Genomic DNA, 22,860 nt, shown 5'->3' with positions numbered 1-22,860 from the left:
CCTTCTTAATTATTGCTCTGAAAAATGGTTGGCATGTTTGACCAAATAATTATAGTGGGTGTTTATGAAAAAGTCATGATTCTTCTGAATAATTTGGGTGGGAATCGCAAGAAACCGTTGAAGGAAAATTTTAGCGGATTTACGAAAGTACCACGTGCCTCTGTCTCAACCGTCGCAGAGGTCATGAGTCTCCCATTGGACGAATTCAACGGTCGTACTCAGCAAACCCTGATCAATCGGTAAGAAAAACAGGCGGTAAGAAAAACAGGTGATAAAGTATCTCAAAAGTTTCTGATCACTTTTGTTCTGGATGCCTCGAATATTCATCTCCGACGTGTCTGTGACATCTTGTAGAATACAGTTGTCTGTTCGACCATTATGTAGCAGACCCACCCTGTTACTGATCTGCCTCTTTTTGAATTCCGATGGCTAAGGTTACGACTTGTAACCCCAGTCGTTTTATTTGACATTGATGGGCGTTCTAGCGGCATTCTGCTAAAAACAAAACTCAATGAATGCTTCCATGACAAAGCAGACGGTGAATCCAGTGGCCCATGCAATCATGGCGCGGACGCTTTCAACACGAAAGAATTGGACCGCAGATACGATCATCACAGTCACTGCCACCGCCATCAGAGCAAACCAAACTATCGTGATCCACTTTGAGTGACCTTGAAACATTTTCAAGATGCCTGCATTGTCCAGGTGATATCCATCGTTCAATTCATTCTGTTCTGCTTGGAGCGTCTCTCGGATCTGTTCTACAATTTCTTTCTTAACTCGTTCCTTTGTATGACTTGCTTTAGTTGTTCCGACGCGTGATGTAACCGCGACTTGACGGTTCCTTCAGGGATACCTATTGCATGTGAGATTTGTTGCGTTTAAGTTTGCATTTTTGGCGTGAAATCGACACTCGATCTGAGTTGAGAGGTATGAAAATGTGGAAATCCCTCAGGATAAGAGTTACCATAAAGGGTGGCGGCTTTTGTGTATGCTGCTGTAGATTCTATTTGGGAAGTGTCAGTATCAAATTCTTATTTTGATTTCGAAGGGTTTAACAGTGGGAAATTTTCAATTAAATCGCCGGCAGATGCTTGCAACTAGTGCTGTTGGCGGAGCGGCGATGTTTTGGTCACAGCGGGTGTCGGCTGCGGATGATCTCAACAAGTTGTCATTCGTTGTTGTGAGTGACACCCATCTTGGTAGAAAAAATAATCAATCTTCCGAGAAGCAGTGGCGGGCTGCGATTGCTGAAATCAATAAACAGCCCGGCCAGTTTGTGCTACATCTTGGAGATGTTGTTGACTCTGGTCGCGAAGAGCAGTATCCGATTTATGTAGAAACGCGAAAGGCTCTCAATAAGCCGATTCACGAGATTCCCGGTAATCACGATCCGAATGATCTTTTTCAAAAGTATGTCACCAAGCAAACTGATCGGTTCGTTGACTACGGCGGTGTTCGATTCATACTGTTCGATAATGCGCATCGCGACTCTCACGATGGCTTCATTACAAGCGAGCAGATTGATTGGTTAAAAACACAATGCGCCGATGCTACACTAAAAAAACTAAAGATCGTCATGTGTTGCCACGTGCCAATTCATTCGAACAAGAACCCGGATCGCGGCTGGTACGTGAAACCGTCCAATGGTCAGAAGGCATTCTACGAACTCCAACAGCGTTATGCGGATCGCATTTTGGCGTGCTTGCACGGCCACTTTCATAACGGCATTCGTGGCTGGCGAGACCATGGTAATATGGTGGAAGTTCTCTGTCCCTCTGTTTGTTACAACCAAAACCGCGGACTCAAAGACCGCATTGCAGACGGCAAAGCTACCGGTTTCTTTGTAGACGAACTGAGACCTGGATATGTTCTTGCGGAACTCGGAGAAGGATATCTCAAGTTGCGATACAAGCCACTTGGTAAAGCACAAACGGGAGAGTATGAGGCAGATTGGCGTTAGAAGATCACTTTGGATATGGCCTGTGGTAATATTGCATAGCTGGGAAACTCTTGTAACTGATTATGTATCGCAAGGATGTGTGTTATCTCTTCGAGTTTTCAAGTCATTTCACAAATATAAAAACGTGATGTCGTCGTGATCAACTCGCTAGCATCATGTGGAATGGCGTGAGGGAATCAAGTCGAATTAATTCATGTGTCAGAAAAAATGAGACAGGAATGAGCTGAAGTGAATCAATTCGACTTCTCATATTAAAAGTTAAAAAAGGTCGGGTGGGACGTCGTCAAAGCCGGGAGGGATGTTGTCTTTGGACTGGAAGCGTTCGCCATCCGGGTTATTTTCATCGACGATCCAGGGATCGCCGTGATTGTGATAGCCGCAGCGTTCCCAATAGCCGGGAGAGTCGTCGGCGATGAAGTCGATTCGTTTGAGCCACTTGGCGCTTTTCCAGGCGTAGAGCAGGGGAACGATCAAACGCAGGGGGCCGCCATGATCGGCGTCCAATGGTTCTGAATCATGTTGATCACAGAGGATGACGTCTTCTGACTGGAAGTCTTTTAAAGGGATGTTGGTGGTCCAGTCTCCATCGTAGCCGGTGGCGAGGACATATTTGGCTGCTGGTTTTACATTCGCATGTAGCATAATTTCGTTGCCGGAGACGCCTTCCCAGAGATTTCCGAGGCGTGACCAGCGCGTGACACAATGGAAATCGGCGAAGACTTGAGTCCGTGGAAGTTGTTGAAATTCGTCCCAATTGAAGGCAAGAGGGTTTTCAACGAGGCCGCCAACTTCCAGTTTCCAGGTGTCGAGATTGATGGGAGGGACAGTTGTTGCATGGAGAACAGGCCATTTCCGAGTCCGGGTTTGACCGGTGGGAATCCGGTTTTCGCGGAAAGTATCTGAGCTGACGATGATTTTGGAATCTGTTGCTGGAGGCGAGGGTGGGGCGCCATTTTGGTATTTGTCAGCCTCGGGGCCGTTATACATCTGTAAGCTCCATAGAGGTTTAGGTCACGATGGGTTTTTGGGTTCGTTCCAGAAATATAGGAAATCCCGTAAAATAATCCAGAGGAAGATATTACAAATTGCCCAGACTTGGCACATTGGTTGCATTTCATTATGAGTGATCCTATCAATCCATTGAATTAGAGCTTAAGTATGAAGGCAATACCGCCATTGACCATACTTTTCAAAGTAAATAAACTTCGGAAAGCGAAGAACTTACAGAGATTCAATGCATTCCGGTCAGGGATGTTCTAAGAGCGTTATACAGTCTCAAAATCGGTGAGCGAACCATTGTTACTGCCAGTATGACAGTCGGTATGGTTTGTTTTAGAAGCAATATTGAAGACTATTTTTCGAGAATTCGAGTTCAGGTTAAAAAATGGAATTCCTAGACAAACTGGGTGAATGGCTGACTGTTGTTACGGCGTGGTTCGAACGCGTCCTGATGGTTCTGTTCGGATCATCAAACGAGCGACAAATTCGGAAGCTGGGTTTTCACCGAACTAAAGAGGGCAAAGACGAGGTCGTGCCAAGTTCGATGCTGGCGGAAATCGATAGTTTTGAATCGGAATTGAAGAAGCTATCAGATGAAGAACTGAAGCAGACGGCATCTAAATTGCGAGCGCGACTAGAAGCTGGCGAAACACTGGATGATATTCTGACCTATGCCTTTGCCGCGGTGCGCGAGTCTGCATGGCGTAATTTGAATATGCGTCATTATTCCGTTCAGATGATCGGTGGCTACTTTTTGCATAAAGGCATGATTGCCGAAATGGTCACGGGGGAAGGCAAGACGCTGGTTTCTTCGTTGCCTGCGTTTCTGAATGCCTTGTCGGGTAAAGTCCATATTGTGACGGTGAACGATTATCTGGCACTCCGCGATATGGAGTGGATGGGGCCGATTCATATCGCTTTGGGTCTGACTGTGGGAGCGATTCAATCGCGGATGGGGCCTGAAGAGCGTCAGCAGCATTACGGCTGCGATATCACCTATGGAACGAATAACGAATTCGGTTTCGATTATCTGCGCGACAATATGAAACCGATCAAAGAGCTACAAGTGCAGGGGCCGCTGAATTATGCGGTTGTCGATGAAATCGATAATATTCTGATCGATGAAGCCCGGACGCCTTTGATTATTTCGGGACCGGCTCAGGATGATCTTACGAAATACACAAAGGCAAATTCCGTCTCGCTCAAGCTGAATCAGGGATCCGATTTTGAAGTCAAAGAAAAAGAACACACGTGCCATTTAACGGATACGGGAGTGAAACACGCGGAAGAGCTGGCGGGTGTGGAAAGTTTTTATACCGCGGGCAATATGGAATGGCCACATTTAATTGACAATGCGCTCAAGGCGCACCATCTTTATAAACGTGATGTGAATTATGTGGTTCAGCAGGGCGAAGTGATTATTGTGGATGATCACACCGGTCGTTTAATGCCGGGACGTCAATGGGGCGATGGTTTGCATCAGGCTGTGGAAGCTAAAGAGGGCGTGAAGATCAAGGAAGAGTCACAGACTCTAGCGACAATTACGCTACAGAATTTCTTCAAGCTGTATGATAAGTTAGCCGGGATGACCGGTACGGCGATGACCGAAGCGGAAGAGTTTTGGAAAATTTACCAGTTGGATGTGGTCAGTATTCCGACGAACCGCCCGATGCAGCGCGTGAATCATCCCGATGTGATTTATCAGACCGAGAAGGAGAAGTGGACCGCGATTGCCGATGAGGTGAAAGATGTTCATGAGCAGGGACGCCCGATTCTGGTGGGAACGGTTTCAATCGAGCAGTCCGAAATTGTTAGTCACCGGCTGAGTAAATATGGGATTCCGCATGACGTCCTGAATGCGAAACATCACGAGCGCGAAGCGGAAATCATTGCGCAAGCGGGTCGTAAAGGGGCAGTGACCATTGCTACCAACATGGCCGGTCGTGGAACGGATATTATTCTGGGTGGTAGTGCCGAGCATATTGCCTGGGATGAACTGAGTCAGAAGTATGAATCTCGCTTACAGGTGCCCAAAGCGGAATGGGATCAACTGGTTAAAGAGATTGAAAAACGCGAAGGGATGGATGTTGAAGCTGAAGAAGTCATGAGTGTGGGTGGTCTGCATGTGATTGGTTCAGAGCGTCATGATTCGCGTCGCATCGATTTGCAGTTGCGTGGTCGATCGGGTCGTCAGGGTGATCCGGGTTCCAGCCGTTTCTTCCTTTCTCTGGAAGATAAGCTGATGCGTGTGTTTGCCGGTGAGTGGGTCAAAAATATTCTATCGCGTCTAGGGATGGAAGAAGGAGAAGCCATCGAAAGTGGAATGGTTTCGAAACGGATTGAAGGCGCACAGAAAAAAGTCGAAGAACGTCATTTTGAGCAGCGTAAGCATCTGCTCGAATATGATGAAGTGATGGACGAGCAACGTAAGAATGTTTATGGATATCGCCAGCAGATTCTGGATGGGTGTAATTGCCGTGATTTGATTTTAGAAATGATTGAACGGCAGATTGAAGAAGAAGCCGAGCGTCTGCTAGACAAGAATTACTGTTGGGATACGATTGCAGCCTGGTGTGGCCAGGAAGCGCATATCGATATCGATTCTTCCAATATTAAAGATATGGATTATGAGCAGTTGGTCGGTTACCTCAAGGACGAGGCCAGTCTTCAGGCGGATGATATCATTGCGGAGCAGATTACTGAGAATTTGCCGGAAGAATATGAAGATGACTGGAACTGGCAGGCATTGAGTAAATGGGCGAATGCGTATTTTAATCTGAATTTGAATGATCGAGAGTTAAAGAAAATTGGTCGGGATGGCTTACATCATAATCTTTACGAGCACGCGTTGAAGGCCATAGATCGAATTGATTTTACTCCGCTGCAGGCATTTCTTGATGTGGAGTGGGGCTCTCGTTCGCTGTCAGGATATTTAGATTATCAGTTTGGCATCATGTCTGAACCGGACGATTTTAAGGATCTGAGTGTTGCTGAAGTCAAAGCAAAGATTCTTGGAAAAGTCAAAGAACTTTACCGGGAAAAAGAAGTGACATTTCCCGTGACGGTTGGCATGTATAACTTTCTGGGTAATCAACAACCGGGTAACGAAGCCAACAGCCGCATTAGTCTGATCAAATGGGCCAATACCAGGTTCCAATCGAATCTGGATCCGGAATCATTAAAAGGGAAGCCGGTCAATGAGATTCAAAATATTCTTTCAGCTGAAAGTGAAAAAGTATTTGTTAACGGGGAAGCCTCTTCGCAGATTGAGCAGTTCCTCACAAAAGCTAATTCCAAAGAAAGTCCAGTGAGTTCAGGGAATGGTGTTCAAACCGATTCTCAAAATCCAGCATTAGGTGAGCTTGTTGAGTGGGCCAACCAGGAACTGGCGACAGAATTAACAGCCGCGGAACTTGAGCCTTTATCAGATGACGAGGTCCGTTCGCGTTTGTATCAGGCTTATAATCAACGGTATCGTCCTGAACTGAGTCAGGCGGAACGCTCTCTTATTTTGGAAGTGCTGGATACCTCCTGGAAAGATCATTTGTATTACATGGACCACTTGCGGTCTGGTATTGGTCTGGTAGGTTATGCTCAAAAAGACCCCAAAACAGAATACCGCCGTGAAGGGATGAAAGCTTTCGATGAGATGTGGGGGCGTATTGGTCAGCAGGTGACTTCGGCTATCTTCCGTCTGGAAAAACAGAGTCCTGATTTTGTCGGTTCGCTGTGGCAGGTGACTTCGACTGTGCATGAAGAAGTGACGGATGACTATAACTACGATGAATCGATTGACGAGTCTGACAACTCTTCTGAATCTGTTGAGCGTAAGATTGATCCGATTGTGAATCAACAACCCAAAGTCGGCAGAAATGACCCTTGCATCTGTGGGAGCGGGAAGAAATATAAAAAGTGCTGTGGGAAGAACCTGTAGTTTTCAAGAGGGAATGATTTAGTCAAACCTTTGTCTTATGAGGGAACGGAATCCCGTGCCATTGTATTCTTACATTTTGAATCTGGCCTATTGCCTGTTACTGGTTGTTGCTTCCCCTCTAATTTGCTACCGGATTCTGGTTCTCAAGAAATATCGATCCGGATGGGAACAGAAATTTCTAGGGAGTCTGCCAGTTCGTGAGAGTCAGCGTCCTTGTCTGTGGTTTCATGCGGTCAGTGTTGGCGAAGTGCTTCAGCTCCCCCCTTTAGTACGGGCATTGGAGGCGAAGATTCCCGGTGTGGAAATTGTTGTCACGACAACTACGCATACCGGATTTGCTGTTGCTGAAGAGAAACTTCCTGAACATGAGATTTGTTATTTTCCACTGGATTTTTCCTGGGCAGTGCAGCGTGCTCTAAAACGTGTTCGGCCGACGGCGGTGATTCTGGTCGAAATGGAACTCTGGCCAAATTTTGTTCTGGCGGCAGAAAAATTACAGATTCCGGTTTCAATTATTAACGGCCGTCTGAGTGAAAAAAGTTTTCGCGGTTATTGGCGAATTCGTAAATTGATCGGTCCACTGTTGAATCGGCTGGACCTGATTGCCACTCAGACAGAGACCTACGCCAAACGGTTTCAGAAATTAAAAGGAAATGACGAACGAATTCATGTGACAGGTTCCATTAAGTTTGATGGAATTGAGGTGGAACGAAATAATTCATTAACAGATGAATTACGCATGATGTTCCAGTTGAATGCTTCGCAGATCATTCTGGTAGCAGGTAGTACTCAGTCACCTGAAGAACGTCTGGCATTGGAAGTTTATCTGGAGGCAAGAAGACGTTTTCCTGATCTTCGTTTGATACTGGTTCCGCGACATCAGGAACGATTTGAAGAAGTCGCCGGGATTGTGAAGAGTTTCGGATTGCCCTTAATTCGTCGGAGCGATCAGGGGGAGAATGATTTGAATGTCGTTTTGCCTTTTTCGAATGTGGAACAACCGTCGGTTTGCTTACTGGATACATTAGGGGAATTGAAGGCCTGCTGGGGTTTGGCTGATTTTGCGTTTGTGGGTGGCAGTCTGACGAATCGAGGTGGACAAAATATGATAGAGCCTGCAGGTTATGGAGCCGCCTTGATGCTTGGCCCGAATACCTGGAATTTCAAAGATGTGGTCGATGCTTTAATCCAACACCATGCAGCCACGGTCGTCGGGGATCAGGCGGACTTCCTGGATACACTCAGAGATTGGCTGGAAGATCCCAACTCAGCGAAGAGACAGGGGGCGCGGGCGCAAAATTTTGTGTTGAATCAACGAGGGGCTACGAGTCGTACTGTGAATTTAATTACTTCGCTGGTTGTGGATACTGACGCGATATCTTGTGAACGAGCTGCTTAGTGTCATGCGAACAGATTTGCAAATTGTCGACGAATACTGGGTTGTTTTTTAAGAAACCTTGTTCAAAACGTTAAGCTGAAGGGTGGAAACTCTTGTTGAGTCGATTGGGGGGCTCTACAATTGTACTCAAGTAATATTTTAAGAGAGTGCACTACCGAGACTGATACCTGTTGTTAACATAAGTATCTTATTTGAAAAGGTACATCAGATATCCCAGTCAGTCCACATTCGGACTCAATACAACTCATGACCCAGGTTAATTGCAAAAGAGTGGAGTAACGCATGGCTAAATTCTCGTTTACAAGTGAATCTGTCAGTATGGGGCACCCAGACAAAGTGTCTGATCAGGTTTCGGATGGAATTCTGGATGCCTTGCTTGCTGGCGATCCTTATTCACGCGTGGCTTGTGAAACATTGTGTACAACAGACTTAGTTGTTCTTTCAGGAGAAATTACCAGTAATGCCAAGGTGGATTACGAGAAAATTGCCCGTGATGTGATCCGAGATATAGGCTATACGAGCAAAGATATCGGTTTTAATGCAGATACCTGTGAAGTTCTGGTGAAGCTACATCAACAGAGTGCAGATATTGCACAAGGTGTTGATGCAGAAGGTGCGGGAGACCAGGGCTTGATGTTTGGTTATGCCTGCAATCAGACAGAAGAATACATGCCGGTTCCGATTGCTCTTTCCCATCGGATTTTAAATAAACTGACTGAAATTCGTCAGAATGGTGAAGTAAACTGGTTATTGCCCGACAGCAAAAGTCAGGTGACTGTCGATTATGAAGATGGCAAGCCAGTCGGAGTTTCTGCGATTGTGGTTTCTACACAGCATACAGATGATGTGACGCAGGAAGAGATCCGAACTTTCATCATTGAAAATGTCATTAAAGAAATTGTTCCAGCAAACTTTCTTAGCGATAAAACGAAATATCATATCAATCCAACGGGTCGATTTGTGATTGGTGGCCCTCACGGAGATACCGGCTTGACAGGACGAAAAATTATCGTCGATACCTATGGTGGATGGGGTCGTCATGGTGGCGGGGCATTCAGTGGAAAAGATTCAACCAAAGTAGACCGCTCTGCAGCGTATATGGCACGTTATATTGCTAAAAATATTGTGGCCGCTGGTCTGGCGACCGAATGTGAAGTACAGCTTTCTTATGCCATCGGAGTTGCGGAACCAACCAGTATTTATGTTGATACCAAGGGGACGGCCGTTATTCCGGAAGAAAGAATTTCAGAACTGGTCAGAGAAATTTTCCCTTTGAATCCACAGGGAATCATCAATCATTTACAGTTGCGTCGTCCTATTTTCAGAAAGACAACCTGGGGCGGACACTTTGGCCGGAACGATCCCGATTTTACCTGGGAAGCAACGGACAAAGCTGCAGAATTGAGAGATGCTGCAGGATTAGGAGCAGAGGTTCCTGAGCCCCAATTTGCCATGTCCTGAATTCAGGATATGATTTGACTTTTGAATGAACTCTCGCCGGGCAGAATGGAGGATGCTCGACATGAACGAAGCAAAATACAGTCAATTCAAGGATCAAGCGAATCAGAGAAAGCCATCTCGATTGAGATGGTTCTTCCCTTTTCTTCTGATCAGCTTCCATTTTCTGATCGTAGCACTTTTACTGCTGATGCGGGCGACGGGTTTAATACAAATTTCGCAGAGTTTGTTCCCTCTCCTGACCGTTGGCGGTGTAATGTCGTGTATTTCATTTGCGGTATTACTTTTGATTCGTGCTCTGCGGTTAATGAACCTGACAGTCGGTCAACAAAACGGTTTAACCCTGGTGACCGTTCTTCCGGTTATTGCAGGAATGCTCGCACTGTTGCCTGCTGAAGAGTTGACGGTGGCCGGCGCACTTTCCTTTGGTTTGGTATATTTTTTGGGATTTGCCGGTGTTCTGGAATTGATCAACCGTGAAGTGTCCAAAAATCGTGCGATCGAGATTCATATTTTTGAAAAGGATAAAGGGACCGATCTTGTGAGTCTATTCAATCATCATCCAGTTTCTGAACAAAATCCGATTGCGGCTGAGGAAGATATAGATTCGGAATCGTCAGATATGATTGACGAGAATAATGAAGCACTGTTTGAGGCTTTGTTAGATCAGAAAGATTCCAATCAGCAAACCCTTGATATTAATGAACGCGAGGAAAACCGCTCACAGTGGATGAACCGAACGATGGAATCGGAGGGAGTGGAAGTGGTCGAAGGTGGAACTCTCGTGCAGTTTTCCAGGAACCAGAAGGTGAGCATCGTACACATCGGGCTGTCACCACCGATGGATGGAAATATTTATGTCTCGTGTTCTTTTGAGACTGGAATGCCTGTCCGGTTTCGTGTTCTTGAAACGCGTGGTTATGGCATCAGTGTAGAGGTGAAACGGACAGGTGAATTGGATTCGGAATTTAATACATATTTACATTATCAGATCAGCAATCAGCAAATTAATGAAGAAGCTGCCTGAAAAGGGGCAGAATAAAATGACTCTACAGGATTCAGAGACTCAGCCTGATGAAGCCTTGATGGAGATTTGGGTAAGTAGATTATGCTGAAATTTGGGGAAATGGGTATTTATGTACATTTGCATGGCGAATTAAATTACCTATATTATACCGTAACCAGAATTTTCTATATTTCGCTAGTTTCCAATTTTATGAATCGCTATACTTTGCGTCGTTGTTCGTAACATTAAGTTTTGTCAGAACTGTCAATGACTAGTGAGAGTCGATCCTGTCTTTTCTCACAAGCAATCTGTATTGCTCATTGGTTATCAATCCGGAAATGTTTTGGTAATTACTTTGTAGATCTACGTTTATAACAGGCATTATTTTGTAATCACTCCCTGTATTGGGTGGAATTGTGCTACATCACGATAGGATTCGTGTTGAATGGAGGTTGATCTCTGTAAATCAACAGAGTTCAACAATTGCTGAATAAGGATGTCAGAAAAATGCACAAAGTTTCTTTAAAATATCAAACTAAAAATCAGGTGAATTCATCCGATCTCGAATCGGTTCTGGATGCATCCGGACTGCTAAATCAGCAGTTGCAAATGTCGCCTGAGAATAAAAAAAGAGAGAACAAGCGTGGTCGCCAGGTGATTAGTCAACGAACTAACTCATTATTGGGAGTACAAATTGTTTCGAGTGGATCTTACGTACCTGACAATGTCGTTACGAATCAGGATCTGCAGGAGCGTTTTGGTTTTGATCCTGAATGGATTGAACAACGAACTGGTATTCTGGAACGGCGTCATGCACCACCAGAGATGGCGACCAGTGACTTATGCTATGAAGCAGCACAAAAGGCAATTCGCGCAGCGCGCGTCCGTCCTGAAGATATTGATTTGCTCATCGTAGGAACATTTACACCAGATTTTCAGTGCCCTTCTGTCGCGTGTCTGGTTCAGGATCGTTTAGGTCTTGATGCACCAGCTATCGATTTACAGGCTGCTTGTGCCGGTTTTATGTACGCGTTAGTGACAGCCGCTCAATACGTGGCGACTGGAAACAGTAAATTGGCATTAGTGATTGGCGGTGATTGCAACAGCCGGATCGTCAATCCTGAAGATCGCCGCGTGGCTCCCTTGTTTGGTGACGGAGCAGGTGCAGTGCTGCTTGCCAAGGGTGATCCTCATCAGGGCTTAACCTGTTATCAGACCGGTTCTGATGGAAGTGGTTGCTCGTTACTGGATCGACCCGCAGGTGGTACGCGCAATCCAGCGACAGTCGAAGATATTAAAGAGGGTCGTCATTTTTTAAACATGGATGGCCGCAGCGTCTTTAAATGGGCAGTTAGAACGGTTGCTGATTCTATCGAGCTGATGTTGACGAAAACTGGCATGAGTGTGCATGACGTTGATTTGTTTTTGATGCATCAGGCGAATATTCGCATTATTGACTCTGCTTGTGAGCAATTGGGAATTCCCCGGGAAAAGGTTTTTAACAACCTGGATAAATATGGCAATACTTCAGGCGGTTCGATTCCGATTGTGCTTGATGAGGCTTTCAACGCCGGTTTGATTAACCGCGGCGATACCATTCTTTTAAGTGGTTTCGGTGCAGGTTTAGCATGGGGAACCGGTTTGTTCCGCTGGTGATCTGCAGAATGGATGTTTGATCTTGTTCTGAGTGATTAACTGATCCAAGTACGATTGTTCAATTCCGTTGCGCATTCTATTGGCTCTCGCCAGTTTTATTGCGTATCTTCTGGATCTGGTTTTTCCTCGTCTGATTCTTCTGGTGTAACAGGTCTTTCAATGACTGGTTCCCCCGCTTTAGCAACGCCAGCCAGGGGCAGGTCGGCTGCCTGTTCTTCTTCCTCATCTGCGTTATACACATGGTCCAGTGGAGTACCATCATCACAATTACGTAGTAGAAAGTAGATTACCGTATTGGCAGACCAGAAGAAGCTGATGACAAAGCCTGAGAATAAGATGCTGAGAATGGATTGCCAGCCCAGGGAAATGGTTGTTGCAATGGAATTTTGATTCTGTTGAAACAGTTTCGCGGTTTCCTCGCTACCCATTCCCCAGCTCACCCCCCAATAGGAGAGATACGAGACCAGTTGCATAAGTAATTCAACGAAGAAGAGACAGAGCGAACCATAGCAGAGCGTGACAATCACGAGCCAGAGAAAATACCAGATGCGACTGAATAGATAGCTGAAAACGCGACTTAATCCGTCAAATCCGTCGCTATCTTCTACACTGATCGTCGTCATCATCAGGGGCCAACCCGCGAGTGTGACCAGTAGAATCAAGCTCATTACAAACGCGAAAAGAAAGGCCAATCCCCAGAGCAGGCTAACGATGATGGCTCCCGCGCCCGGAATATTTCCAAACAGGCCTATGAGCAGGCATAAGATCCAGAAAAATCCCATCCCTGCAAAAGGGAGCAGGGGAGCACTTACGAGTGAGAGAATGCGTTTGCTGGAAAAGCGTAACGCGGCTATAAATCCGATATGCTCATCCTGTGCAAATTGGATTGCGGCAATTCTGGTAATTGCACCACCAAATAGCGACCAGACGATAATCGCCCAGATGAGCTGGGTTGTGGCATAAGCCAGTGCGCTCCAGCCGACTCCAGCCTGAAAGAGTGTTAAGACTGGTCTGGTAAAATATGACATTGGTTCCAGCAGTCCGCGTCCTTCGATGGCAGAATGAATTGACTGCGAGAGGTTCTCGCCAAATGAGTGATGGCGATTGGGTGTTAGAAGTGAAGACTGAGGAGGAAACAGAATCTCATGTTGAAGCGCCGGGGCATTTTCTGCCTGATGTACAGGAGCGAATGGCAGGCTGTTAAACAGTTGATTTCCTAAAAACAACAATAATATCGCAGTTGAGGCCAGCATGATTTTCTGAAAATCGACAGCCAGTCGAAAGACACGAAACAGATGCAGCCAGGGGAAAAGCGATTTGTACGGTATCGGTTTTGAACTGAGAGAAGGTTTTTGATTCATCATAAATCAGAATGATTATCCAGGGTCCCACAGATGAGAGAATTGGCGTTCCGACTGCCGCATGCCACTTAAGAATTGAAGGGGAAACAGCCAGACAATCCTTTAGTCGCATATTATAGACACTCTGGTTGATTTGATGCTATCGTAGAGAGCGTTTCCCGGCAATTTCAAGTGGATTTTGCCGAAGTTACTAATAGGGACCCATCCACTGTATCTGCTTGAGATTCCTTGGTCGATTTTTTTACAGGCAATGTACAGGCCTGAAAAATCAAAGGAATGACAAGTAGTGTAATGATCGTGCCGGCGCATAAGCCGCCGACGACAACACGGGCCATGGGTGCTTGTAATTCCCCGCCGTCGCCCCATCCCAGGGCAATTGGGATCATTGCCAGAACGGTGGTGAGTGTGGTCATTAAAATGGGTCGGAACCTGCGAGTCGCCGCTTGAATGAGTAGATCGGTCAGCGGTTTATCAGGAAAGCGTCGGCGTAGTTGATTGATATAATCAACTAGTACAATCGCGTTATTCACGACAATTCCAGATAGGACTACGATACCTATGAAGGATTGAACATTCAAAGTCGTGTCAGTAAAGACAAAGACCCAGATGACCCCCATCATGCCGAGAGGGACCGCGAACAGGATATAAAACGGATCGCGCAACGATTCATACTGGGAAGCCATGACCATATACATCAAGATGATTGCTAGAACAAAACCTTGTTTTAAAGCGTTGAAGCTCTTCTGTTGTTCTTCCCAGTCGCCTGCAACTCTGATTGAAAATCCAGAGGGGATCTGGATCGAATTCAGATGGCGTTGTAATTCGGGAACAATACTGCCGAGGTCTCTGCCTTCCACATCAGCAAAGATTCTCAGGACACGTTGCTGGTTCTGGCGTTCGATTACTACTGGTGCCTCGTCACTTTTGAATTCCAGCAGGTTTTTCAAAGGTATTGTTTTGCCTGTGGCTGTGGTGACTCCTACTAATTGTACATCGGAAAGATGATCACGATCTGCTTCGCGTAGTCGTACAACGACGGGAAATTCATCCCCTTCCTCTCGATAGAGTGTGGCTTCGGTTCCCTGAATCGTGGTTTCCAGTGTTTGTGCGATATCCTGAACGCTGATTTTCAGAAGTCCTGCTTTATCCCGGTCAATAGAAGCGGTCAATTCCGGTCGTTGGTCTGCAATTTCTGCTTCGACATTGATCAGGCCAGGAATCTGTTGCATCACTTCTACTACCTGGTCGACAATTTTTTGCGAGAGTTTCAGATTGTGACCTGCCACCTGGACAATAAGATCTCCGCCGCCTCTTCTGCTGATCATTCTCATCAGCATCATCTCGGTTTGTGCTTTTACCTGGACTTTCATTCCAGGCACAGGTCCAATTGCCTCATCGAGCGCTTTACGAATTTGTTCGATGTCCCGTTTTCGTTCGCTACGGGGTAAGAGCTGAATCCGCAATGTTGTACGATTCCAGCGATCTGCATCGTCAGCACTGTCTCCGATAAAGGAAGCGACCGCGACAGATTCCGGAACAGATTTCATGGCAGCCTGTTCCAGGATCTGAGTTTGCTGATCCAGTTTATTGAGTTGAATTCCAGCTGCCATCCTCGCAAAAATATTGACAGCACTCTCGTCTGTTTTGGGCAGAAACTCTGTTTTGATACGTGGGGTTAAGCCAAGTGTTGCTGTAAAGCAGATTAATAGTAGAAAACTGATGATGGTTGAATGTTTCAGACTGAAAGACAATATTCGTTTATAGAATTGTTCCAGCAACAGTAAAAATTTATGGTTTATGTTATGGAATGAACTAATCAGAGTGAACCAGGGTTGTGACCAGCGAGAATGGGTTATTTTTGTCTCATTGGGGATCCAGTAAGCACTCATGACCGGAGTTAAGGTCAGACTGGCAAACAGCGAGCAGATCAGCGAGAACGAAACGACCCACGCTAGTTGGTGCAGAAGAATTCCCGTAGTTCCCTGAATAAAGACCAGCGGCAGAAAAATAATCAATGTGGTCAGAGTGCTGGCGATAATGGCAGAAGAGACTTCCTCTGTGCCTTCAATGGCAGCAGAGATGGGGTCGAGGCCCTCTTCTCTTTTGCGGAAAATACTTTCCAGAACCACAATCGAATTGTCTACGAGAAGACCTACACCCAGAGCTAAGCCGCCGAATGAGATAATATTCAGTGTAAAGCCCTGAAAGTAAATCAGGATAAAAGTTGCCAGTACAGAGAGTGGCATGCAGACGCCGATCACCAGCATACTCCGGAAGCTTCTTAAGAAGAGAATCAATACCAGGATGGCCAGACCCATGCCGTAGAACGCTGCTTCTTTAATGTTCGCAATTGCTTGTCTGATAAAATCGGATTTATCAACGCGGAGCGTCAGATTGACATCGGGGATCGATTGATTAATTCTCTCAATCTGTTTTCGAACCCGGTCGCTGACGCTGATTGTATTGGCGCCGGATTGTTTATAGACATATAACAGGATTCCAGGTTGTCCATTCATCCGTGTCAGTTCGGTACGTTCTTTTTCACCATCGACTACCTTCGCGACATCGCGGACATGGACAGTGGCTCCAGCATTTTCGCGTACGACTGTATCCTTAATTTGATCCAGGCTGGTGAATTCTCCCTGACTGCGAATATGTAAATTGAGGTGACCTTCTTTGTAATTCCCGGCTGGTTGGTTAATATTGTCCTGTTTCAAGGCGTTGATGACTTCGTTGACGCCCATATTCAGGGATTCGAGTTTACTCCTGTCCAAATTGATTTGAATCTCTCGTTCAATCCCGCCTCGCATGCGTAATCGGGCGACACCTTCAAGTTGTTCAAATTGGGGGAGGATCTGATTTTCCGTTAGTCGCGTCAGCGAGATCGGATCCAGTTCGCTATTCAGGCCCATATAAATAATCGGGCTGTCTGCCACATCGAAATGGCGGATGTAGGGGTCTTCTGCTCCTTCGGGGAGCGAGTTCCTTAACTTATTAAGGGAATCCCGGACTTCATTAATCGCTAGAGTCAGGTCGGTTCCCCATTGAAATTGCAGACGCACGGTGCTACTGCCATCCATGCTGCTACTGAGGATGTTTTCGACACCCGCAACCGAACTCAGTGTCTGTTCAATGGGGCGCGTGATGAGCGTTTCCGCTTCGCTAGGACCTGCGCCTTTGTAGATGGTAATGACACTGACGCTGGGATTCTGAATGTCAGGCATCAGATCGACTGCGAGTTGCGACAAAGAAACACAACCCAACATGACCAATACCAGAGAGGCCATGAGTGTTGTGATCGGGCGCTGAACTGCCAGTCGGGTCAGGGACATATACTATTCTTCAATCATCCGCAGTTGAGAAAATCGATGATCCAGATCATAAGTTGGTTTTCTGCGGTAAAGTTGACAATGGTGTTTGAAGAACCTCTTCCATGGGGACTTCAATTGGCGTGACCTTCTGGCCTTCATCGACCAGACGATTTCCGAGCGTAATGACAAGATCTTTGGAATTAATCCCAGAAAGGATCTCAACCAGTTCGCCATCATTGATCCCGGTTTCAATGTTTCGTCGTTCCGTGATTGGCGGATTTCCTTCAATAATAAATACCGCCAATCCAGGACCATCTTTCCGTCGAGTTAGCGAAGCGACCGGTAAAACATTGGCTTTGTGATGTTGTTCAAACACAATTTGCACGCGGGCATGCATTCCCGGCTTTAATGAAAACCCGCTATTGGGAATTTCAATTTGCACAGCTGCAGTACGTGTTTGAGGATCCAGGACGGGGGCTTTGTGAACCACATGACCGGCAAACGTTCTGTTCGGGAAGGTATCGACTGTGATAATGGCTTCCTGAGTTTTTTTTACATCCTCATAATCCTTTTCGACAATATGTACGATGGTGCGTACTGGATCCAGATTAACAATTTTCATCAAAGCGACATCGGGTTTGGCCAAATCACCCACGTCAACCAGTCGTTCTGCGAGAAATCCATCTGTGGGTGACAAAATTTTATTTTCCTGCAAACGCAGCCTGCTTTGTTTCAGATCAGATTCGGCTTGTTCGACGCGTGCCTGTTCCAGTTTTGTTTGCGCTTTCGCAATGGTCCAATTTGCCATCGCTTCTTCCATCTGCTGGTTCGTACTCACCCCTGATTTCTGTAATACCTTCAGACGCTGGTATGCCTTGTCGGCGAGATTTTCAGAGGTCTCCTGTGCTTCAAGTTGGGCTTTCGAAACCTTGAGTGCTGCCTCGGATCTACTGACCAGTTCCTGATTTTCTGAGTCATTCAGTTCGAGAATAACATCTCCCGCTTTGATGCGATCGCCTACATTAAAGGGCATTGATTTAATGTAGCCACTGTGTCGGGTTCGAATTTCGACCTGCGAACCTGCTTCGAGGTTTCCTACCAAATTGATCCGTTTGACCAGTGATTTTTCTGTAGAGCGCGTGACCTGGACAGCGATGGGCCGGGTGATGATGGTCTTGGGTGCCGTCTGCGTATCGCTGAGGGACTGTTCATAAACAAACCAGCCTATGATCATGGCTATTGCCGTACAGGCGGGTGCTATCAGTACTTTCATAGATTCTATTTCTCCGGTTGGATGAACCGCAGCAGGGGTATTTGTTCAATAAAATATCCATCGGACCAATCAGGAGCGCAATCAAAGTCTAACTAAGATGGTCTGATTATTTATTGAAAAATGCCCTTGATATATCACAGCAGAGAGGACTCTGTCGTTCGATCAGGCAGGTTGACACTTATCGTAATGATAAACTGTTCGGTTTATGAGGGAGGTACTATTCGGGCAGGATTGAAAGCTACGGAGAGCAATCAACTCGACTGTACTATTAGAACTACATCGGTGAGAGAATTCAAGATGTTTTGTGTGAGGGGGGTGTTTTAAATCTTCTTTTGTTTATGAAATCGTTGCCATCTGTTTCCTGTTTTCATAGTCAGTCTTTGTTAAAATCCACGCCTGAGCGTGAATTATGCAACAATGATAAGAAAATCTGTGATTTTTAGATTTTACATCGTTTGACAAACCTGTGAAATTGCTTTGATAAGGGGAGTGTTATGGATTTAATGAGTACGATTGCCGGTTCGATGATGGAAGGTTATTTTCCAGCTGGCTGGGATCTGGCTAAGATTGATGCGTGTATGACTGCGGATCCAGCTTCGATTACAGATCGGCAGTCCTGGTGGCATGCAGACTTTGAACCGGTCATGTGTAGCAGTGTGACTGATTTTGATACGATTCTGGGGCATGAAATTGCGTTGACGATCAAGCAGTCACGTGACGCCGGCGAGAAACTGGCATTGATTTTACCGGTAGGTCCGATGGGCATGTATCGCTGGGCGGTTTATTTCCTGAAAGAGTGGGGCGTTTCCTGCGATCATGTGTATGGATTTAATATGGATGAATGGAGTGACGCTGACGGAAACACGTTGCCGCCAACGAATCCTGGTGCATTTCAATACGCGATGCAGGAAGCCTTTTATGGGCCCCTGGGAGACTTGACGGTTCCGGAAAATCAAAGACACTTTGCTACGGCTGATGTCCTGCCATCGTATGCTGAGAAAATTGGTGAGTTGAAGTCAGCCGGTGCCAAGCTGGGGGTCATCTTCGGCATTGGTCGCGTTTGCCATATTGCTTTCTGGGAACCTCACTTTGCTGGTGAGTTTAATTCGGAAGAGGAATGGAAAAAACAAACGCATCGGATTGGAGCGAAACTGCACCCACTGACGATCGAGCAGAATGCCGTGACGAGTTTCAAGAGCCGAACGACTCTTGTTCCCGCTTATGCTAATACGATTGGTCCCGGGTGTTTTCTACAGGCAGACAAGATCATTGGCGGCTGTGACGGCATTTTCTCACGGGGCATGCAGTGGCAAGGCATGAGTGTCTGGATGACTTTGAGGCACGAACCAACCAGTTGGATTCCTTCTACTTACATGACAACGCAGCCGGGTCGATTGATCATTCTTGATGAACTCGCCGGACCGTTACAGGCGGAATGCAATTAGTCGATCCAGAAAAACATCTGGCAATTACATTATCAAGGCAGCTTCGATTCAAATTCGGAGTTGCCTTTTTTGTATGAAAGTTGACTTGCGGAATCGCTTATTTTGAAGTCTGTTCCAATACCGATTCATGTACGAAAATTGGTACGATGGGGTTATAGTGAATTGATAATGCGATGGCGTCACTGGGTCGACTATCGATTTCAATCAATTCACCATCACGGTCGACTCGCAAGACTGCATAGTACGTATGGTCTTCAAGATTTGTGATGACGATATCCTGGAGAGTGCCACCCAGTGTTTCGATTGTATTTTTTAGCAGGTCGTGCGTTAAGGGACGCTGTGGAGCCTGTTCCTGATTCACACGACGATCAATGGTAGTCGCTTCAAAAATGCCAATTAGAATCGGAAAGATGCGATCCCCGTTCACTTCGCGCAGATAAATTACCTGCTGGTCACCCAGCTCGCTGATAATAATGCGAGATAACTCCATTTCCACAAGCAAAAGAGCCTCCAGAGGTTGGACAGAGTTAATAAAATAACACTACCAGCCAGAATGATTTTAATGTTAGTGAATCAGAACGTCTCAATTTTTGATTTGATTATTATACACCGATGGGTCGCCAGATAACAGATTTCTTGTGTATTCGACACTTCGAAAATGACACTATTTTCCTTTTAACTGCGCGATTGTTTCCTGGATGCTTTGGTACTTTTTTTGTTGAACTTCCATTGTCTCTTTCACACCCGCAACAACGTCTGCTGGTGCCCGGTCGACAAAGCTTTTGTTTGCCAGTTTTTTCTCGCTCGCTTCTATATGTTTCTTTACTTTATCGGCTTCTAGCTGAAGGCGTTCCAGTTCTGCTTCGAGGTCAATCACCCCTTCGAGTGAGATAAATCCATCAACATCATTTAACGAAAAGGTGGCAGATCCACTCGGACGCTGTACATCAGCGCCTGCCGATTCCAGCAGTGTTTTGGCCAGATTATCAAACTGGCTGGCGACATTCTGCATATCGTCGGCGATATTTGGTTCACAACGCAGGAATAATTGCAGAGGTGTTGCGGGCGAAATTTTGTAAACCGCGCGAATATTACGGACGGCGACAATCATTTCCTGCAGACGTTCGAAACGTTTTTCCAATGCGGGATCTTGCCAGGTTTGAGGTAGTTCTGGCCAGGAGGCAACTGTGACACTTTCTGCAGCGGTTTCGGGAGTGAACAATCCGCGTTCGGGGGCAATCTCATTCAAGCGTTGCCAGAGTTCTTCGGTGATAAACGGTACGAACGGCTGAAGCAGACGCAGGAGAGCATCCAGCACGCCGACCAGCACACGTTGAGCGGCTGGTTTTTGATTCTCATCCCACAGGCGTGGTTTGATCATTTCCAGATACCAGTCACAGAATTCATTCCAGGTAAAGTCGCGAATGGCACGCGTTGCCACATCAAACTGGTATCGATTTAAAACGGTTGTCATTTCTTCCGCAACACTGGAGAGACGGCTCAGAATCCAGCGGTCTTCCATTGTTAAATCGTTTTCATCGAGTGGAGCAGGGGTGTAGCCTTCCAGATTCAGCATCGCAAAGCGGCTGGCGTTCCAGAGTTTATTACAGAAATTCCTGCCGTACTCAAAACGCTCACTCACGATCCGGGCTACTTTTTCTCCCGGGTCTGGATCAAACCAGGGGCTTGTGTACTGATACGATTTACCGCTTTTTGGGAATTTAATCCGTGGTTTTTCTCCACCACCGGGAATGGTAGTCTGATGTTCCAAGGTTTGCGGAACAATTTCGCCTGTTTCGGGATCTTCATAGCCGACGGGCAGTCTGACATCTTGAGTTTCTCCTGCGAAGGAGGCGATAGTGAATCGGACGGCATCGACGCCATATTTGTCAATCAGATCCATCGGGTCGACGCCGTTTCCTTTGGATTTTGACATGGTCTGTCCGAAGCCGTCCAGGATTTTTGGATGGATACAAACATGTTTAAACGGAATATCACCAAGATTGTACAAGCCAGCCAGTACCATGCGGGCTACCCAAAGCGTAATAATATCGCGGCTGGTAACGAGGACACTTCCCGGATAAAAATAGTCGAGGTCAGGGTTTTTCTCTGGCCAGCCAAGTGTTGCATGCGGCCACAAAGCGCTGCTGAACCAGGTGTCGAGGACATCATCATCTTGCGTTAATTGGTGTTCGGCTCCCAGCTCATCTCCGGTCAGATCTGTTTCGCTACAGATCAGCCAACTAGAATCTTCGTCATTTCGCCGATAGCTGACATCGTAACGATCGTCAAACGCCTGTTTGAGATCCTCTTCAGAACAGGTTTCACAATACCAGATTGGAATGCGATGTCCCCACCAGAGTTGACGGCTGATGCACCAGTCTCGCTTTTCTTTGAGCCAGTCGAGATAAGTTTTGGAATAGCGACTGGGAAAGAAACGTACGCGTCCGTCTTCTACGGCATCGATGGCCGATTGTGCCAACGTATCCATTTTGACGAACCACTGATCGGACAGATAAGGCTCAATCGGTGTTTTGGAACGATCACTGTGTTTGACGGGAATTTGCCGATCTTCAACTTCGATGAAGAAACCTAATTGGTCCAAATCGGCGACGACTTTTTTGCGTGCTTCGTATCGATCGAGGCCTTCATATTCGCCGGTTGCTTCGTTCATTGTTCCATCGGGATTGAGAATGTTAATCTGTTCCAGACTGTTGCGTAATCCACAGGCATAGTCATTGGGATCATGTGCGGGAGTGACTTTGACGGCTCCGGTTCCCAGCTCTTTATCCGCCAGCAAAGCGTCTGCAATAATTGGGATTTCACGTCCGTTTAAGGGGATTCGTACTTTCTTGCCAATCAGATGTGTATATCGTTCATCCGAGGGATGCACACAAACAGCCGTATCGCCGAGCATCGTTTCTGGACGGGTTGTGGAAAATGAGATTCGTTCTTCACTGTCGACGACCGGATATTGGAACGTCCAGAACTGACCCGCGATATCTTCAGAAAACACTTCATCGTCGGCGACAGCAGTTTGCAGGAACGGGTCCCA

General features: G+C 46.4%; 15 protein-coding genes. 8 read left to right on the top strand and 7 right to left on the bottom strand.

All coding sequences use genetic code 11. The annotated features are described in order from the left end of the window. The first annotated feature begins 33 nt into the window (after positions 1–33). Positions 34–243, top strand: coding sequence for a hypothetical protein (locus tag Q0668_RS00885; protein WP_298858996.1), 210 nt, complete (start codon positions 34–36; stop codon positions 241–243). 252 nt (positions 244–495) lie between these two features. Here Q0668_RS00885 and Q0668_RS25810 read toward each other — a convergent pair whose 3' ends face one another. Further along, entirely contained in the window at positions 496–723 is a 228-nt protein-coding gene (locus Q0668_RS25810) for a DUF6768 family protein (protein WP_366918854.1), read from the bottom strand. Positions 724–1,060: 337 nt separating this feature from the next. On the opposite strand from Q0668_RS25810, the gene Q0668_RS00875 reads away from it, so the two are divergent. Continuing rightward, a complete protein-coding gene (locus Q0668_RS00875) occupies positions 1,061–1,963 on the top strand; it encodes a metallophosphoesterase (protein WP_298858992.1) in 903 nt (300 codons plus the stop codon). A gap of 258 nt (positions 1,964–2,221) precedes the next feature. Here Q0668_RS00875 and Q0668_RS00870 read toward each other — a convergent pair whose 3' ends face one another. Continuing rightward, complete coding sequence (locus Q0668_RS00870) at positions 2,222–2,950, bottom strand: molybdopterin-dependent oxidoreductase (RefSeq protein WP_298858990.1); 729 nt, start codon at positions 2,948–2,950, stop codon at positions 2,222–2,224. 397 nt (positions 2,951–3,347) lie between these two features. Here Q0668_RS00870 and secA point away from each other — a divergent pair, with 397 nt between their 5' ends. The 5 genes from secA to Q0668_RS00845 all read left to right on the top strand — a co-directional run bounded on the left by secA (position 3,348) and on the right by Q0668_RS00845 (position 12,415). After that, a complete protein-coding gene (gene secA, locus Q0668_RS00865; RefSeq protein WP_298858988.1) occupies positions 3,348–6,896 on the top strand; it encodes a preprotein translocase subunit SecA in 3,549 nt (1,182 codons plus the stop codon). A gap of 55 nt (positions 6,897–6,951) precedes the next feature. After that, positions 6,952–8,295 carry a 3-deoxy-D-manno-octulosonic acid transferase gene (locus tag Q0668_RS00860; protein WP_298858986.1) on the top strand — a complete coding sequence of 448 codons (1,344 nt, stop codon included), beginning with the start codon at positions 6,952–6,954 and terminating at the stop codon, positions 8,293–8,295. A gap of 282 nt (positions 8,296–8,577) precedes the next feature. After that, positions 8,578–9,756, top strand: coding sequence for a methionine adenosyltransferase (gene metK, locus Q0668_RS00855; protein ID WP_298858984.1), 1,179 nt, complete (start codon positions 8,578–8,580; stop codon positions 9,754–9,756). Between the two features lie 61 nt (positions 9,757–9,817). Then, the gene (locus Q0668_RS00850; protein ID WP_298858982.1) at positions 9,818–10,780 is read left to right on the top strand and encodes a hypothetical protein; all 963 of its coding nucleotides are present in this window, start codon (positions 9,818–9,820) and stop codon (positions 10,778–10,780) included. A 486-nt stretch (positions 10,781–11,266) separates the two neighbouring features. Continuing rightward, on the top strand, positions 11,267–12,415 hold the full coding sequence (locus tag Q0668_RS00845; RefSeq protein WP_298858980.1) for a beta-ketoacyl-ACP synthase III: 1,149 nt from the start codon (positions 11,267–11,269) through the stop codon (positions 12,413–12,415). A gap of 95 nt (positions 12,416–12,510) precedes the next feature. Here the strand turns inward: Q0668_RS00845 and Q0668_RS00840 are convergent, their stop codons facing one another. The 3 genes from Q0668_RS00840 to Q0668_RS00830 form a co-directional block, all read right to left on the bottom strand. Next, the gene (locus Q0668_RS00840; RefSeq protein WP_298858978.1) at positions 12,511–13,779 is read right to left on the bottom strand and encodes a hypothetical protein; all 1,269 of its coding nucleotides are present in this window, start codon (positions 13,777–13,779) and stop codon (positions 12,511–12,513) included. Between the two features lie 164 nt (positions 13,780–13,943). Beyond that, positions 13,944–17,108, bottom strand: coding sequence for an efflux RND transporter permease subunit (locus tag Q0668_RS00835; RefSeq protein ID WP_298858976.1), 3,165 nt, complete (start codon positions 17,106–17,108; stop codon positions 13,944–13,946). A 46-nt stretch (positions 17,109–17,154) separates the two neighbouring features. Then, on the bottom strand, positions 17,155–18,360 hold the full coding sequence (locus tag Q0668_RS00830; protein WP_298858974.1) for an efflux RND transporter periplasmic adaptor subunit: 1,206 nt from the start codon (positions 18,358–18,360) through the stop codon (positions 17,155–17,157). A gap of 494 nt (positions 18,361–18,854) precedes the next feature. Between Q0668_RS00830 and Q0668_RS00825 the strand changes: the two genes are divergently transcribed. Continuing rightward, positions 18,855–19,805, top strand: a complete 951-nt coding sequence (locus Q0668_RS00825) for a glucosamine-6-phosphate isomerase (protein ID WP_298858972.1) — start codon at positions 18,855–18,857, stop codon at positions 19,803–19,805. A 97-nt stretch (positions 19,806–19,902) separates the two neighbouring features. Here Q0668_RS00825 and Q0668_RS00820 read toward each other — a convergent pair whose 3' ends face one another. Continuing rightward, complete coding sequence (locus Q0668_RS00820; protein WP_366918853.1) at positions 19,903–20,307, bottom strand: bifunctional nuclease family protein; 405 nt, start codon at positions 20,305–20,307, stop codon at positions 19,903–19,905. Positions 20,308–20,469: 162 nt separating this feature from the next. Then, positions 20,470–22,860, bottom strand: a 2,391-nt coding sequence (locus Q0668_RS00815; protein ID WP_298858970.1) for a valine--tRNA ligase, incomplete at its 5' end; no start/stop codon positions are given.

Source organism: uncultured Gimesia sp. (genome assembly GCF_937910335.1).
Taxonomy (GTDB): Bacteria; Planctomycetota; Planctomycetia; order Planctomycetales; family Planctomycetaceae; genus Gimesia.
Note: the sequence above shows the minus strand (reverse complement) of the source record. Positions and strands in the feature narration are given on the sequence as shown.